The organism is Chromobacterium sp. FG89 (assembly GCF_057808735.1).
In genome coordinates this window covers 1-15,018 of record NZ_JBMDIQ010000033.1, presented here as the reverse complement: position 1 = coordinate 15,018, position 15,018 = coordinate 1, and the positions used below count along the sequence as shown (strand labels likewise).

Sequence of the window (15,018 nt, the reverse complement as noted above, 5' to 3'; positions counted from 1 at the left end):
GAGGGTAAAAAGGGAAGCGGAGCGAAGGCGTCGCGGCGCCTCCGCCTCCTTCACAGCGCGACCATATTGTCGCGATGGATCAGTTCAGGTTCGATCATATAGCCGAGCGCGGCCTCGATCTCGCGGGTGGGTTTTTGCATGATGGTGCGGGCTTCGCTGGAGCTGTAGTTGACCAGGCCGCGCGCCACTTCCTTGCCTTCCTGATCGACGCAGGCCACCGCCTCGCCGCGCAGGAAATCGCCTTCCACTGCGCAAACGCCGATAGGCAGCAGGCTGGTGCCGCGTTCCCGCACCGCCAGCGCCGCGCCGGCGTCCAGCACCAGACGGCCGGACAGCTTCAGATGATCCGCCAGCCATTGCTTGCGCGCCGCCATGCGGCTAGTGGGCGGCAGCAACTGGGTGCCGATGCCTTCGCCGTCCGCCAGGCGCGACAGCACTTGATGCTCGCGGCCGCAGGCGATCACGGTGGCCGCGCCGCTGCGCGCCGCGCGCTTGGCGGCGAGAATCTTGGTGATCATGCCGCCGGTGCCCACGCTGGAACCGGCGCCGCCGGCCATCTCTTCCAGCCGGGCCTCGCCGGCGACGGCTTCGTGGATGAATTCCGCGTCCGGGTGTTTGCGCGGGTCCGCGCTGTACAGGCCTTGCTGATCGGTGAGAATGATCAGCGCGTCGGCCTCGATCAGATTGGTCACCAGCGCGCCCAGGGTGTCGTTGTCGCCGAAGCGGATTTCGTCGGTGACGACGGTGTCGTTCTCGTTGATGATGGGCACCGCGTTCAGGTTCAACAGGCTGGTCAGCGTGGAGCGGGCGTTCAGGTAACGGGTGCGGTCGGCCAGGTCCTCGTGGGTCAGCAGGATTTGCGCGGTTTGCAGGCCAAAGCCGCGGAAGGCGGTTTCGTAGGCCTGGCACAGGCCCATCTGGCCGACCGCCGCCGCGGCCTGCAATTCGTGCACGCCCTTGGGGCGCACGGTCCAGCCCAAGCGTTGGCAGCCCTCGGCGATTGCGCCGCTGGAAACCAGCACCACCTGTTTGCCGCGCCGCTTCAGCTCGGCGATCTCCGCGGCCCAGCGATCAAGCGCCGCCCTGTCCAGGCCCTTGCCGTCATTGGTGACGAGACTGGAACCCACCTTGACCACAATCCGGTCTGCGGCGTGAATAACCGAGCGCATCCAAAACTCCATAAGTCGAAAACGATAGATGCGGGGGAGTGTACCCGAAAAAACGGGGGGCGGACCGTCTCCAGCGGCGAGGGCGTCCGCCGGCGGCCAAGCGATGGCGCCAGCCCGTTGATTACAAGGGCTTTGATCCGGGCAGCGGCATCCGGCCGGCCAGGCGGCACGATAAAAGCTTGATCTGGATCAGAAATGCTCGCTGTCGCGGTATTCCATGATCTGGAACAGCGGAGTCTGCGCGTGCAGACGCGACACCCGGATCAGGCTTTCCCCTTCGCCGTCGTGCAGGCGGAATTCGCGCAACTGGCTATACGGGCGTCCCGCCATCAACAGCAGTTTGGGCGCGCCGGCAGGCGTGGCCAGCAGCAAGACGAACTGAAAGCTGTCGCCGGGATGGGTAATGCTGGGCACGGCCAGCGCGGGCTGGGGCGGCCCGCCGATGAACTCCACGCCGCATTCGATCTCCCGCCCGTCCGCGCGCAACGCGACCCAGCGAGCGATGCCCAGCTTGGCGTTTTCCGGTTGATTGGGCGGCGTGACCAGTAGCAACTCGCCGGCGCGCAAAGATTGATCGCGCGGTTGGCCGTGCAGCAGCAGGCCGTTGTCGCTCTGGTTGGAAATAGCCAGCAAGCAGGGCGGCGGCGGAGGGCGTTGGCGCGGCGTGTCCTCTTCCGCGGCGATGCCGGGTAACTGCCAGCTCAGATCGTTGCGATGGAACCAGATGCCCGGCAGCGCGGCGACGATTTCAATAATGGTTTGGGTTTTGAGCCGCGGGTGGCGGCGGCGTTTGGGCTGATGCCATTCCTCCACCAAAAGGGACAAGAGCTGCAACTCGTCTATCATCAGGCCTTGTTGGCGATTGTTCTGCGCCTTTTGCAGCGCTTCGCGGCTTTTCTCCAGAATGTCGCGCAGCGGCTCCAGATCCAGCAGAAAGCAGCCGGGGCCCAATTTGCTTGCGGAAATCGGCAGAAAGCGCGGCGGGGAATCGATCTGTTGGTCCACCAGATAGCCGTGCACCGGCTGAGTCAAGGCTTCCACCGGGATCAGCCGGGCCTTGGCGGCCAGGTCGAAGATCAACTGCCGCGACAAGGCCTGTTCGGTCGGGGCGAGGCGATTGCTGGGCGTCAGTCCCATCAGCAGAATTTGCAGATAAATGGTCTGGATGGAGTCGTCGTTGGCCAGACCCTTGTCCTGCCAGCCGCGGCTGCTGGCGAAGATATGCAGCTGGTGGCAGTCGTACCAGAAGTCCGGCGTGATCGGGCTATAACATTGCTGGCTGATGCTCAGCAACTGGCGCGCCGCCATCATGGTGTAGGCCATCAGCTCGATTTTCGGATGTTCGCGATCCAGCAGGCTGCGCTTGGCAAGGCGATCGTGCAGCGTCTGTTTGAAAGTGATGAAAATCATTGCAAACAGCTCGACGCTGAGCAAGGCCAGCTGTCGCACTTTTGGTGTGCCCAGGCTGTCGTGCTGACGAATCTCGTTTTCCAGCAGCGGGTAATAGCGGTCCACCGCTTTTAGATACAGCTTCAGCAGCTTGTGGCGCAAATGGCTGTTCAGCGGAACCCGGGACAGGTTTTGCAGGGACTGGCTCAATAAGCGTCCGCATTCGGGCAGGTCGGTGAAGGGCAGCCGCTCCAGCCATGCCGCCACACTATCCGGTTGAGTATCTATCAGCAGAGGATCCATAGTTTGTTCTGGCAGGATGAGCGGCGGCATGCAAGGCGATTCACAATGTAAATCTTGCCAAATCGCATGCTATGGGCACTCACCCCGCCATGGCAAGGAGGATCACGGCAAAGCGATGCTTTGGCCGTCGGCGGTGTTGGATGCGCGCGCCAGTTCTTCCAGCGTGGCTTCGGCGGCGGCGATCAGGAAGGCCATTTCCTCGTCGGTGATCGAGTAGGGCGGCATGAAGTAAACGGTGTTGCCGATCGGACGCAGCAGGCATCCGCGGCGCAGCATCGCGGCAAAGCAGGCCTGGGCGAAATCGGCTCGAGCGGTGTCGACCTCGAAGGCCCAGATCATGCCGCGGTGACGGAAATCCCTGACATCCGGCCGTGCCCGCAAGCCAGCCATCAGCGTGTTGAAGCGCTGGGCCTTGGCGGCGTTGACGGCCAGAACATCTTCCTCCGCAAAGATATCCAGCACCGCCAGGGCCGCGGCGCAGGCCAGCGCATTGCCGGTATAGCTGTGCGAATGCAAGAAACCCCGGGTGACGTCGTCGTGATAGAAGGCCTGGTAAATCGGATCGCTGGTCAACACGCAGGAGAGCGGCAGGAAGCCGCCGGTAATGCCTTTGGACAGGCAGAGAAAGTCCGGCGTGATGTCGGCTTGCTGGTAGGCGAACAGACTGCCGGTCCGGCCAAAGCCGACGGCGATTTCATCGGCGATCAAGTGCACCTGATATTGGTCGCACAGCTGGCGCAGCTCGCCCAGATACAGCGGATCGTACATCGCCATCCCGGCCGCGCCTTGGACCAAGGGTTCCACGATGACGGCGGCCACTTCCCCCGCGTGTTTGGCCAGCAGGCTTTCCAGCGCCTGGATCGCTCTGAGCGCGGCATCGGCCGCGCTTTCACCGGGCTGCGCGCGGCGGGCGTCCGGAGACGGCGCGCGCAGGCCCGGCTTCAGCAAGCCGGCGTAAGTGTTGGAAAACAAGGGAACGTCGGTCACGGCCAGGGCGCCGACGGTTTCGCCGTGGTAACTGTTTTCCAGACTGATGAAACGTGTTTTGTCCGCTTGCCTCTGGTTGCGCCAATAGTGGAAGCTCATCTTGAGCGCAATTTCCGTGGCGCTGGCGCCGTCGGATCCATAGAACACGTGGGCCAGGCCGCTGAGCTTGGTCAGACGTTCCGACAGCTCCACCACGGGCTGATGCGTAAAGCCTGCCAACATCACGTGCTCGAGCTTGTCCAGCTGATCCTTGATCGCCTGCTTGATCCGAGGCTGGCCATGGCCAAACAGATTGACCCACCAGGAGCTGACCCCGTCCAGATAGCGCTTGCCGTCGAAGTCGCTCAGCCAGACGCCATCCGCGCTGGCGATGGGCACGATGGGCAAAGCCTCATGACGTTTCATCTGGGTGCAGGGGTGCCAGACGGTGTTGAAGCTGCGTTGCAGCCAGTCTTGGTTATCACTCATATCTGTTCTATGTATTCAGACTAAGCATTCGATGCTATCACAGGGAGGGCGAAGGCAGCGGACTGACCAAAAACGTCACATTTCTACCTGTTGCGCTGTTGATGCCTGTCAGATTGATTGGAATGGGAGTGGAAGAGGGGGTGGCATGATTTCTGCATAAGCCACACCCTATAAAACAAGCCTTGGAGCCGAGCAATGAGGAAGGCGGCTGGTTTTACCTTGATTGAACTAATGATTGTTGTCGCTATTATCGGTATTTTGGCGGCAATAGCGATTCCGGCTTATCAGAATTATACGATTCGAGCCAAGGTGGCGGAAGGTCTGACTTATGCAGATCAGGCAAAGACCTCGGTGTCTGAATTCTATCTGGCGGGCAATACTTGGCCAAGCACCAATGCCAGTGCGGGTTTGCCTGATACTTTGGCGGGAAATTATGTCAGTAATGTGCAGGTTGGAGTCAGTAGCGGAGTCAGTACGGTGACTGTGCTGTTTAATAATAGTGTGGTCTCTGGTTTGTCTGTAGTTTTTACCCCAGTAGTGAGTAGTGGTACTATAGCGTGGTCGTGCTCTACTGATGCGGCTTATGCCCAATATGTGCCTTCGTCTTGCCATTAATGAATGGAGCTTTCAATGCAAAAATCCCAACAAGGTTTTACTCTTATCGAGCTGATGATAGTTGTTGCTATCATTGGTATTCTCGCCGCGATTGCCATTCCCGCTTATCAGGACTACACGAAGCGGGCCAGAGTTTCTGAGGGTCTGAGTCTGGCTTCTGCTGCAAAAACTGCTGTGGCAGAGTACTATGCTTCAAATGGCTCATTTCCGACAAGCAATGCCTCTGCTGGATTGCAAACTACTATTACGGGTAATTCGGTGACTGACCTTTCTGTCGGTGCTAGTGGGGTGCTTACTGTGACGTACAGTACGACACTTGTGGATTCTACTAACAATAAATTGACTTTGACTCCCTCTGCATCAGGAGGGTCGATTATATGGATTTGTGCGAAGGCGAGTTCCAATGGTGTTAAAGATCAATGGTTGCCAGCAAACTGCCGAGCTGGTAACTGATGTTTAATTTTTGTTGAAATGGGGGTGCCGAAAGGCACCCTTTTATTATGAATAAAAATATAAAGATATTAGTTTATTTTTTTATTGCCCTATCAGTTTCTGCCCCATTTTTAAGTTGGCTGCGCTATGCACCACTTCCGGATTGGTTTTCTGATGCTTCTGCACTTGCGCTTCTTGGTGTGGCCATGTGTGGCTTGTGTCTATTGAGTATTGATAGAGTCCTTGTTTCGTGGCTTGAACTGGTCCTACTTGCGCTTGCTTTTTCTGTGTTGCATTCCAGTTTTTATGGCTACTTGGCACTATTGTTTATTGGGTTGGCCCTGTTTTCTATTTTGCTTAGAAGTTGTCTCAGTATATCGGATGCCGATAATCTGATCTTTGTGCTTGCCTGTGTAGTCACTTTTTTTTCATTGTTGCAATCGTTGGTGGGTATATTGCAAGCAGTAAAGTTAGCCTATCTTTTTAATGGGTTTGTTGTGTATGATCCAAAATCTAATGCTGTGATAGGAAATATTGCTCAGCGTAACCAGTACGCTAATTTTCTGTTTTGGGGTGTGTTGTCTATCTGTTATTTGTATGCGATTAATAAACTTAGAGTGGTGTTTGCTGTATTGTGTTTGCTCCCAGTTGTGCTTTCGATGTCATGGTCTGGTGCTCGCTTGCCTTTGATTTATGCTTTGTTGGCTAGTGTATTGGTTTGGTATTGGTTTAGAAAAGAAAGAGCGCAAAAAGAGCTCGGCCGATTAGCGATGGCTGTGTCAATCGCAGTATTATTAATTGCGATATTTCAAATTTGGAGTCGTGATATTGTTGCATTTCTAAATTATATGGGATTGTCTGTTGATGTGGTTAGCGGAGCGGAACGTATCTCAGATGGGGGATTTGCTGCAAAAAGACGCATTGAATGGACTAAGGCGTGGTTGATGTTTTCTCAGCACCCATGGTTTGGGCTTGGCTGGGGGGGCTTTGCCGCGGAAGCCGCAAAGATGGAGTTGATGGCGGGGTTGCCAAAGTTTTCAGAAAGTTGGTTGTTTACCCATAGCCATAATTTATTTTTCCAACTTTTGGCAGAGTCTGGGCTGGCAGGAGTCCTACCTATTGCGTTAGGTTTTGTTTTTTATATCTGGTGGTTTGTGATCGGGGCAAAAAAGAAGATAGAATCTTTCTGGATGTTGTGTGTGCTGATGGTGCTGTTGACGCATAGCATGTTTGAGTATCCATTGTGGTACATGCCGTTTTTGATCATGCTTATATTGATCTGTGCGTTGGCAGGAAATAGAGGGCATGCTTTTTTGCTTCGACCAGCGCTTCTGAAAATATTTTCCTGTGTTTTTGGATTTGGATTCATTTTGTATTTTGTTTTAGGGGTGTTCCCATTTTTTGTGATTGTTAGGAATAATTTTCCGGTTGTTGAGGAAAAAGAAAATATATTGCGCTTGGAGCAGTTGTCCTCAATGAGTAAGAATCCTTTCTTCGCAAGAGAGGTTGATCTAGTTATTGGTAATTATATGCTGCCGAGTCGCGAGCAACTGGATATAAAGTTGGCTCATTTTAACTCGCTGGCAAGTTATCGACCCTACCCTAATGTTTTGATAAAATTAGCCATTTTTCAAGCGTTAAACGACCAGCAGAGGGAGGCCTTGCAGTCGTTAAAAGTTGCAATTGCCAATTATCCAGATTACGTCAAAGAGTTTTCAGAAATGTTGGCAAGGGTTCCTGAACCTAATGTTACGCCTTTGAAGGACGTGGCGCTGATTGCCGCCCAAGCCTATGCAAAGTACCCTGCCTATAGCCAAGCTGCGCAGCGTGCCGCAGTGATGACCGTTGCCGCGCCCGTGACGCGCAAGCCCTTGTTTTGACCGCTAGGCTGCGGTTTGTTTGAGCGCCTGCTTGAGGTATCCTGCGTCCTCCATCTAGCAAACGACTGCCGTAATATGAGTGTTCAAAGATTTTCCACATTCCTGGCGATGCTGGCTCTATGCCTCATCGCCATCCTGCCTTTCGCCTCGCGCATCCACTATGTGCCGCTGCCGCAGTGGTTTGGCGAAATCAATGTGGTCTGGCTGCTGCTGGCGGCGGCGGTCTTCTTGTTGCCTAGCGGATCGTTATTCCGCTACATGCCGCGTAGCGCCTGGTGGTGTCTGGCCATGGGCCTGCTGTGGGCCGGGCAGCCGTTCTGGGTGGAGGCCTTGTTCCCCGGGATGAATTACGCCACCGCCTTGGCCTGGCTGGCTGCGGGCTTGCTCGCGGCTGTCACCGTGTCCTTGCGCGAGGAAATGGGGGAGCGGCCGTTCGCGGTCTGGTTGGCCTGGGCCTTGATTGTGGGCGGCTTGGTGCAGGCGGCGATAGGCGTGGCTCAGTTGACCGGTTACGCCGCGGAGCTGGGCTTGTTTTACGATGGCTCGCATCCCACCAGCAATATTTTTGGCCATATCGGCCAGCGCAATCAATACGCGCATTATTTGATGTGGTCGGTAGTGGCCGGCGTGTATTTGTACGCGGCCGGCCGGCTGCCGCGTTGGGGCTTGGCGATACTGGTGCTCGGCCTGGCCTTGATGTTGGGCTGGGCGGGCTCTCGCACCATTCTATTGTACCTGCTGACCTTGTCCGGTCTGGCCGCGCTGTGGCATTGGCGCATCGGCAGCGCGGAGTCGCGCCGGATGCTGTGGGCGATGTGGTTGTCTTGCCTGGTAGTATTGGCGATGCAGTTCGCCCTGCCTTGGTTCAATCAGCTGATTTCCTGGCTGACGCATGAAAACTTGCAGAACACTTCCGGCCTGGCCCGTCTGGCGGCCAATGGCGACGATATGGGTTCGCGGCGTTTCGCCGAAATGCACAAAGCATGGTTGAGCTTCCAGTCGCATCCGCTGACGGGGGTGGGTTGGTCGCAGTTTGCCGCGGAGAGCGTGCGTTTGCAGCCGCTGCCGCAATTCGCCGCATCCGGCTTCAACAGCGGCTTGTTCACCAATTCCCATAACCTGGTGCTGCAATTGCTGGCCGAGATGGGCGGCGTGGCCACCTTATTGATCGTCGGTGGTTTTGCCTGGGCGCTGTGGCCGTTCTTTGGCCGTCGCGCCACCCTGGAAGGGGTGTTGGCTTTGGGTTGCCTGGCGGTGACGCTGACGCACAGCATGTTGGAGTATCCGCTGTGGTATTACTACTTCCTGGCAATGCTGGTGATCTTCGCCGCAATGGCACCGCGAGGGGATCGTCAGCTAGCTTGGCCGCTGCGCCTGCCGTTATTCGCGGCGCTGGTCTGGATGGGTTGGCTGTCGATCAGCAGTCTGTCGATGTTCTGGGAGCTGGTGGGCCTGTATACGCCGACCAATGACGCCAAGCGCGATGCAACGCGGATGGAGCGTCTGATCGAGATCGCGGACACCAAGCCGCTGTTCGCCTATCATGCGCTTTACACCGTGGACGACTACTTGAAAGTAGGGCCGGAGCAACTTGAGCGCAAGCTGGCGCTGGAGAACCGGCTGACCGCGTTCCGTCCTTATCCGGAAGTGATGCTGAAGCGCGCGCAGTTGGAAATTTTGGCGGGAAAGCAGGTTCAGGCGGAGCAGACCTTGCGGACGACGCTGGCATCGTTCCCCACTTACGCCGGCGTGTTTCTGGGTACGCTGGACGATGACAGGGCGGAATGGGAGCCTCTGCGCGCGGTGGCCCGCGAGGCCTATGCCAAGCTGCCGGCGAAGTACCAGACCATGTTGGAGTAAGCGCTTTCTAGTGCTCGGGACACAAAAAAACCACAGGCTGAGGCCTGTGGTTTTTTATTGAGCGGAAGACGCTTAGCCTTCTATCACCACGCCTTGGCTGAGGGCGGTCTTCATTTTGCCCAAAGCCTTGGCTTCAATCTGGCGGATGCGCTCGGCGGACACGCCGAATTCGGCGGCCAGCTCGTGCAGCGTGGAGCCGCTGTCGTCGGCCAACCAGCGCGCTTCAACGATGCGGCGGCTGCGCGGGTCCAGCGTGGCCAAAGCCTGTTGCAGGCCTTCGGTCTGCAGATGATCGAACGCGCGGCGCTCCATCTCGCGGGTGGGCTCATTGTGATGATCGGCCAGCCAGTCGATCGGCGCGTAGCCGTCGTCGTCGTTGTCGTCCGCCAGCAAGGCGATGTCCTGACCGCTCATGCGGGTTTCCATCTCGCGGACTTCTTCCGGCTTGACGCCCAGATCGGCAGCGATTTGGCGGGCCTCGTTTTCCGACAGCGCGGAGAAACTGCTCTTCATGCTACGCAGGTTGAAGAACAGCTTGCGCTGAGGCTTGGTGGTGGCGATGCGCACCAGGCGCCAGTTGCGCAGGATGAATTCGTGAATCTCGGCCTTGATCCAGTGCACGGCAAAGGAAAACAGGCGCACGCCGCGATCGGGCTCGAAGCGTTTGACGGCTTTCATCAGGCCGATATTGCCTTCCTGAATCAAGTCGGCTTGCGGCAGGCCGTAACCGGAGTAGCCGCGGGAAATCGATACCACCACGCGCAGGTGCGAGAGCACCAGCTGGCGCGCGGCCTCCAGGTCGTTTTGCTCCTGGAAGCGCGTTGCAAGCTCGTTTTCCTGCTCAGGCGTCAGCATGGGTACGCTGTTCACAGCTTGGATGTATTGCTCCAGGCTGCCGCTGGTGGACGGGACGGGCAAAGCAAATGTTGTGGTCATCTGTATAACTACCTCCTTGGGTAGTGATATGTTAGCACTCGTATATGGAGAGTGCTAGCAATGAAAGGTTCCAGCGTCAATGATTTTTTCTATCGTCTCGATAGTAGCGCAGCCGGTGCGCCGACGCCGTTTGCTCTGATTAACAGTTGTTGCGCCGCTTACATGCGCGTGTAAGCGGCCGCGTTTCATTTGGGTTCTATCTTGCGCAGATGATGGTCGGAGGCGAGGCGGGCGCCCAGCATCGCCAGCAGGGCGGAGACGGCGACGGCGACTGCCAGTTCGATCGGGTTCAGATTGCGCAGTTCCACCCGTTCGCCGTACAACTGGGCGAATTCGCGAATCGCCGGATTGGCCACCGAGGTCAGCCAACCGGTCAGCGCCCAGGCGGCCAAGCCGGCCAGGATGCCTTGCCACATCGCGTGGTACATGAAGGGGCGGCGGATGAAACTGTCCGGCGCGCCTATCAATTTGGACACCTCGATTTCGTCCTGGCGCGCCAGGATTTGCATCCGGATCGCGTTATTGGTCACCAGCACCAGCGCCAGGCCCAGGGCGATGGCCATGAACCAGGTTAGATGCTTGCCCATTTCCACCATGCCGTACAAACGCTTGGCCCAGTCCGCGTCGAATTGCGCCTGTTCCACCATGGGCAGGCCGGAGAGCTCTTTTTGCAGCATCTCCAGCTCACGCGGCTCCAGCGCCTTCGGCGTGACCACGAAGGCGTCCGGCAGCGGATTACTGTCCAGACCGTCGGCCAGGCCCGGCAGGCCGTTGCGCTTTTCCATATCGGCCAGCGCCTTGCTCTTGCTGACGAAGCTGTAGCTCTTGATTTTGGGGTGATGCGTCAGCGTGGAGGTCACCGCGGCCAGGTCCGCCTCTTCCGATGACTGTTCCATGAACAGGGTGACTTGCGGCGTGGCGCTCAGCCGGCCCACCCAGTCTTGCACGCTGCTGACGGCCAGATAAAGCGAGAGTGGCAAGGCCAGCGCCAGCGATAGCATCAGCAAGGTCAGCAGGCTGCCGAAAGGTTGCCGCAGAATCTTGATCAGCGCGAGTTTGGCGCTTTGCCAGTTCAGATAGAGATAATGTTTCATGCGGCAAATTGTCCTTCCCGCAGGCGAATGATTCGGCGGCCGTAGTCTTCCATCAGGGTCTCGTCGTGAGCGGAGATCAATACGGTGACGCCCACTTGGTGGAAGGATTTGAACAATTCCATGATGTCCAGCGCATAGGCGCGGTCCAGGTTGGCGGAAGGTTCGTCGGCCAGCAGGATGCTGGGGCGGTGCACCACGGCGCGGGCGATGCACAGGCGCTGCTGCTCGCCGCCTGACAGGCGGATAGGCATGCTCTTTTCCTTGCCGAGCAGGCCTACTTTGTCCAGCGCGGCGCGCACGCGCTTGGCGGCGTCGCGGCGATCGAAGCCGATGATGTCCAGCGGCAGCATCACATTGTCGAACACGCTGCGGTCGAACAGGATCTTGTGGTCCTGAAACACCAGGCCGATGTGCTGGCGCACATAGGGGATCTGGCTGGAGCGCAGCTTGGACAGGTTCTGGCCGTTGACGACGACGCCGCCCGCGGTGGCGCGCTCTATGCCGGCGATCAGCTTGAGCAAGGTGGACTTGCCGGCGCCGGAATGGCCGGCGAGGAAGACCATCTCGCCGGTGTCAATGTTGAAAGACAGGTTTTTCAGGGCTTCATTGCCACCTGGGTAGCGCTTGGTGACCTGGTCGAACTGGATCATTATTCTGTTCCCGCGTTAGCTGGTGACGGCAAGAGTGAGAGCTTGCAATGGCTGATGCGTTCAGTCGAACAGCGCGTCGATGTAGTCCTTGGCCTTGAACGGCCGCAGGTCGTCTATGCTTTCGCCCACGCCGACAAAACGCAGCGGAACCGGACGTTGCTTGGCGATGGCCGCGATCACGCCGCCCTTGGCCGTGCCGTCCAGCTTGCTCAGAATCAGCCCGGTCAGGCCGAGGGCGTCGTCGAAGGTCTTGACCTGGGTGATGGCGTTCTGGCCGATATTGGCGTCCAGCACCAGGATGATTTCATGCGGCGCGTCGGGCAAGGCTTTCTGGATCACCCGCTTCACCTTCTTGATTTCCTCCATCAGGTGCAACTGGGTGGGCAGGCGGCCGGCGGTGTCGGCCAGCACGATGTCGATGCCGCGGGCGACCGCGGCCTGGATCGCGTCATAGCAGACGGCGGCGGAGTCGCCGCCTTGCTGGGCGATCACGGTGACGTTGTTGCGTTCGCCCCAGGCCATCAGCTGTTCGCGCGCGGCGGCGCGGAAGGTGTCGCCGGCGGCGAGCAGCACGCTCTTGCCCTGGCTCTGATAGTACTTGGCCAGCTTGCCTATCGACGTGGTCTTGCCGGCGCCGTTGACGCCGGCCATCATGATGACGAAAGGTTTCTTGCCGCTGACGTCCAGCGGCTTTTCCAGCGGCGAGATCAGGTCGCCGAGCGAATCCTTCAACGCGTCTTTCAGTTCCGAGGCGTCTTTCAGTCCTTTCAGCGAAACGCGCTCGCGCACGTCGCCAAGCAGGTGAAGGGTGGCGTCCACCCCCATGTCGGCGGTGAGCAGCACGGCTTCCAGCTCTTCGTACAGCTCCTCGTCTATCTTGCCACCGCCAAACAGGCCGGCCAGGGATTTGCCTAGCTTGTCGCGGGTTTTGGACAAGCCGGCCTTCAGGCGTTCGGCCCAGCTCATTTTCTTCAGCGAGAGCGGCTCGGCTTCAAGCGGCTCGGCCGCCGGCGGCGAAGCCGGTGCGATGGGGGCGGGCGTCGGGGGCGTCGGCTCGGGCTGCGCTTGCTGCGGCTCGGGCGTTCGCGTTTCAGACTGAGTGGCTGGCGCGTCCGCATCGGGCAGCGCGGCGGGCTGGATATCGGCCATCGGCTCCGCTGGGGCGGTTGCCGGAGGCGTGGGCTCGGATTGGGTTTTTCTTTTGAAGAAGCTAAACATGCGTAAAGGCCGGCGGAATTCGGTAAATGGCTAAATTGTATCCTCAAATGGAGGTGCTTACCCAATTGTTGCTGCGCGGCGGGAGACGGAGGCGCCGCATCGTTGAAATCTATATATAAGGAATAGACGGCTTTTTGTGGCGTGAGCGGCGACAGATGGCGGCCGGTTTGCGCGACAATGAGGCGCGACGGCTCGGATCGGGTTACACTCAGCCCCTTGTTTTTTGAGCTTGGAATTATGAGTCAGTCGCGTAACACGGTCAGAATCATCGGTGGCGAGTATCGGCGCCGGCTATTGCCGTTTCCCGACGCTCAGGGTTTGCGGCCAACGCCGGACCGTGTGCGGGAGACTTTGTTCAACTGGTTGGGCCAGCAGCTGTACGGCAAATCCTGTCTGGATCTTTTCGCCGGAAGCGGGGCTCTGGGCTTTGAGGCGGCTTCGCGCGAGGCGAGGCGCGTGGTGATGGTGGAGAAATCCCGCATGGTGGCCGAGTCCTTGAAAGCCAACCGGCAGTTATTGTCCGCCGCGAGCATCGATGTGGCGCAGTTCGATGCCCTGGCCTATCTGAAGGGCTGCCGCGATCGTTTCGACGTCGTCTTCGTCGATCCGCCGTTCGACACCGATTTGCTGACGCAGGTTTTGCCTTTGCTGGCTCAGGTGATGAGCGAGGACGGCCTGGCGTATATCGAAAGCCGCCGTTGGCCCGAAGAGCTGCCGGGCTGGGAGGTGCTGAAGCGGGCCAAGGCCGGCCAGGTGCACTACGGTTTGCTGCGCCGGGCGGCGGAGCCGGCCTGAGCGGTTTGCCTGCAGTCAGTCTCATAAATATATAACGGGGCGAACTTGCGAGCCCGACTGTCGGGTGACAAAATTCATGTTGTGGAATACTTGAGGAATTTACTATGTCTTTGATGATTACCGACGAATGCATCAACTGCGACGTCTGTGAGCCGGAGTGCCCCAATAACGCGATTTCCCAAGGCGAGGAAATCTATCAAATCGACCCCAATCTGTGCACCCAGTGCGTCGGCCACTACGACGAGCCGCAATGCCAGCAGGTCTGTCCGGTCGATTGCATCCCTCTGGATCCGTCTCACGAGGAGACTCAAGAGGTCTTGCATCAGAAGTATCTGCGGATATCCGGCCAGGCGTGACGCGCTAAGTTTTTGAATTTATTGGAAGCGCCCCGGGCTTGCCGGGGCGCTTTGCTTTTGCGGGCAAAATAATTAGAAAAAAATGCAAAAACCGGTTGACGGCCATCGGGGCTATCTATAATATTCGGGTCTCTTTCAGGAGGGATTCCCGAGCGGTCAAAGGGATCAGACTGTAAATCTGACGGCTCTGCCTTCGAAGGTTCGAATCCTTCTCCCTCCACCAGAATTTAGCGTCTTGGCGTGTGCGATGAAAGTCGCTCGAGGTTGTTGTTGCAGGCGGGTGTAGCTCAATGGTAGAGCAGAAGCCTTCCAAGCTTACGACGAGGGTTCGATTCCCTTCACCCGCTCCAAGCGTGTAGCCTGTTTTAAAGGGCCCATGTAGCTCAGGGGTAGAGCACTCCCTTGGTAAGGGAGAGGTCGGCAGTTCAATTCTGCCCATGGGCACCACCATTTACTTTGTGTTGTTTCGTATCCAGGAAATTTTGCCATGGCTAAGGAAAAGTTCGAGCGGACTAAACCGCACGTAAACGTCGGCACCATCGGTCACGTGGACCATGGTAAAACCACTCTGACCGCTGCTATCACCACCATTCTGTCCAAGAAGTTCGGCGGCGAAGCCAAAGACTACTCCCAGATCGACAGCGCGCCGGAAGAGAAGGCTCGTGGTATTACCATTAATACCGCTCACGTAGAATACGAAACCGAGTCCCGCCACTACGCTCACGTAGACTGCCCGGGTCACGCCGACTACGTTAAGAACATGATTACCGGTGCTGCCCAGATGGACGGCGCTATCCTGGTGTGCTCGGCTGCTGACGGTCCGATGCCGCAAACCCGCGAACACATCCTGCTGTCCCGTCAGGTTG

At 58.0% G+C, this 15,018-nt stretch carries 14 protein-coding genes and 3 tRNA genes; 10 read left to right on the top strand and 7 right to left on the bottom strand.

Annotated elements, in window-relative coordinates; all coding sequences use genetic code 11:
• Positions 1-50 precede the first annotated feature (50 nt).
• The 3 genes from proB to ACODRW_RS22540 all read right to left on the bottom strand — a co-directional run bounded on the left by proB (position 51) and on the right by ACODRW_RS22540 (position 4,316).
• Positions 51-1,169 carry a glutamate 5-kinase gene (gene proB, locus ACODRW_RS22550; protein WP_107797916.1) on the bottom strand — a complete coding sequence of 373 codons (1,119 nt, stop codon included), beginning with the start codon at positions 1,167-1,169 and terminating at the stop codon, positions 51-53.
• 189 nt (positions 1,170-1,358) lie between these two features.
• Positions 1,359-2,861 (bottom strand): hypothetical protein, encoded by a 1,503-nt coding sequence (locus ACODRW_RS22545; protein ID WP_488906723.1) that lies wholly within the window; start codon positions 2,859-2,861, stop codon positions 1,359-1,361.
• 102 nt (positions 2,862-2,963) lie between these two features.
• Entirely contained in the window at positions 2,964-4,316 is a 1,353-nt protein-coding gene (locus ACODRW_RS22540) for an adenosylmethionine--8-amino-7-oxononanoate transaminase (protein ID WP_107797918.1), read from the bottom strand.
• A 195-nt stretch (positions 4,317-4,511) separates the two neighbouring features.
• Here ACODRW_RS22540 and ACODRW_RS22535 point away from each other — a divergent pair, with 195 nt between their 5' ends.
• The 4 genes from ACODRW_RS22535 to ACODRW_RS22520 all read left to right on the top strand — a co-directional run bounded on the left by ACODRW_RS22535 (position 4,512) and on the right by ACODRW_RS22520 (position 9,103).
• Complete coding sequence (locus ACODRW_RS22535) at positions 4,512-4,931, top strand: pilin (protein WP_304502819.1); 420 nt, start codon at positions 4,512-4,514, stop codon at positions 4,929-4,931.
• A 15-nt stretch (positions 4,932-4,946) separates the two neighbouring features.
• Positions 4,947-5,384 (top strand): pilin, encoded by a 438-nt coding sequence (locus ACODRW_RS22530; protein ID WP_235084839.1) that lies wholly within the window; start codon positions 4,947-4,949, stop codon positions 5,382-5,384.
• A gap of 47 nt (positions 5,385-5,431) precedes the next feature.
• A complete protein-coding gene (locus ACODRW_RS22525) occupies positions 5,432-7,243 on the top strand; it encodes a PglL family O-oligosaccharyltransferase (protein WP_488906722.1) in 1,812 nt (603 codons plus the stop codon).
• A 75-nt stretch (positions 7,244-7,318) separates the two neighbouring features.
• A complete protein-coding gene (locus tag ACODRW_RS22520) occupies positions 7,319-9,103 on the top strand; it encodes a PglL family O-oligosaccharyltransferase (protein WP_488906721.1) in 1,785 nt (594 codons plus the stop codon).
• A 72-nt stretch (positions 9,104-9,175) separates the two neighbouring features.
• Here the strand turns inward: ACODRW_RS22520 and rpoH are convergent, their stop codons facing one another.
• From rpoH to ftsY, 4 genes are all read right to left on the bottom strand, one after another.
• Positions 9,176-10,039 (bottom strand): RNA polymerase sigma factor RpoH, encoded by an 864-nt coding sequence (rpoH, locus tag ACODRW_RS22515; protein WP_107797923.1) that lies wholly within the window; start codon positions 10,037-10,039, stop codon positions 9,176-9,178.
• A 185-nt stretch (positions 10,040-10,224) separates the two neighbouring features.
• On the bottom strand, positions 10,225-11,133 hold the full coding sequence (gene ftsX, locus ACODRW_RS22510) for a permease-like cell division protein FtsX (protein ID WP_107797924.1): 909 nt from the start codon (positions 11,131-11,133) through the stop codon (positions 10,225-10,227).
• The gene (ftsE, locus tag ACODRW_RS22505; protein ID WP_043592279.1) at positions 11,130-11,783 is read right to left on the bottom strand and encodes a cell division ATP-binding protein FtsE; all 654 of its coding nucleotides are present in this window, start codon (positions 11,781-11,783) and stop codon (positions 11,130-11,132) included. Before ftsE ends, ftsX begins: the two co-directional genes overlap by 4 nt.
• 60 nt (positions 11,784-11,843) lie before the next feature.
• The gene (gene ftsY / locus ACODRW_RS22500) at positions 11,844-13,001 is read right to left on the bottom strand and encodes a signal recognition particle-docking protein FtsY (protein WP_488906720.1); all 1,158 of its coding nucleotides are present in this window, start codon (positions 12,999-13,001) and stop codon (positions 11,844-11,846) included.
• A 237-nt stretch (positions 13,002-13,238) separates the two neighbouring features.
• Between ftsY and rsmD the strand changes: the two genes are divergently transcribed.
• The 6 genes from rsmD to ACODRW_RS22470 form a co-directional block, all read left to right on the top strand.
• Positions 13,239-13,796 (top strand): 16S rRNA (guanine(966)-N(2))-methyltransferase RsmD, encoded by a 558-nt coding sequence (gene rsmD, locus ACODRW_RS22495; protein ID WP_488906719.1) that lies wholly within the window; start codon positions 13,239-13,241, stop codon positions 13,794-13,796.
• A gap of 104 nt (positions 13,797-13,900) precedes the next feature.
• Positions 13,901-14,152, top strand: a complete 252-nt coding sequence (locus ACODRW_RS22490) for a YfhL family 4Fe-4S dicluster ferredoxin (RefSeq protein ID WP_107797927.1) — start codon at positions 13,901-13,903, stop codon at positions 14,150-14,152.
• A gap of 138 nt (positions 14,153-14,290) precedes the next feature.
• Positions 14,291-14,375, top strand: a tRNA-Tyr gene (locus ACODRW_RS22485).
• A gap of 53 nt (positions 14,376-14,428) precedes the next feature.
• Positions 14,429-14,502, top strand: a tRNA-Gly gene (locus tag ACODRW_RS22480).
• Between the two features lie 22 nt (positions 14,503-14,524).
• A tRNA-Thr gene (locus ACODRW_RS22475) sits at positions 14,525-14,599 on the top strand.
• A gap of 40 nt (positions 14,600-14,639) precedes the next feature.
• Positions 14,640-15,018: GTP-binding protein (locus tag ACODRW_RS22470; protein ID WP_488906718.1), on the top strand; the 379-nt coding region annotated here is incomplete at its 3' end.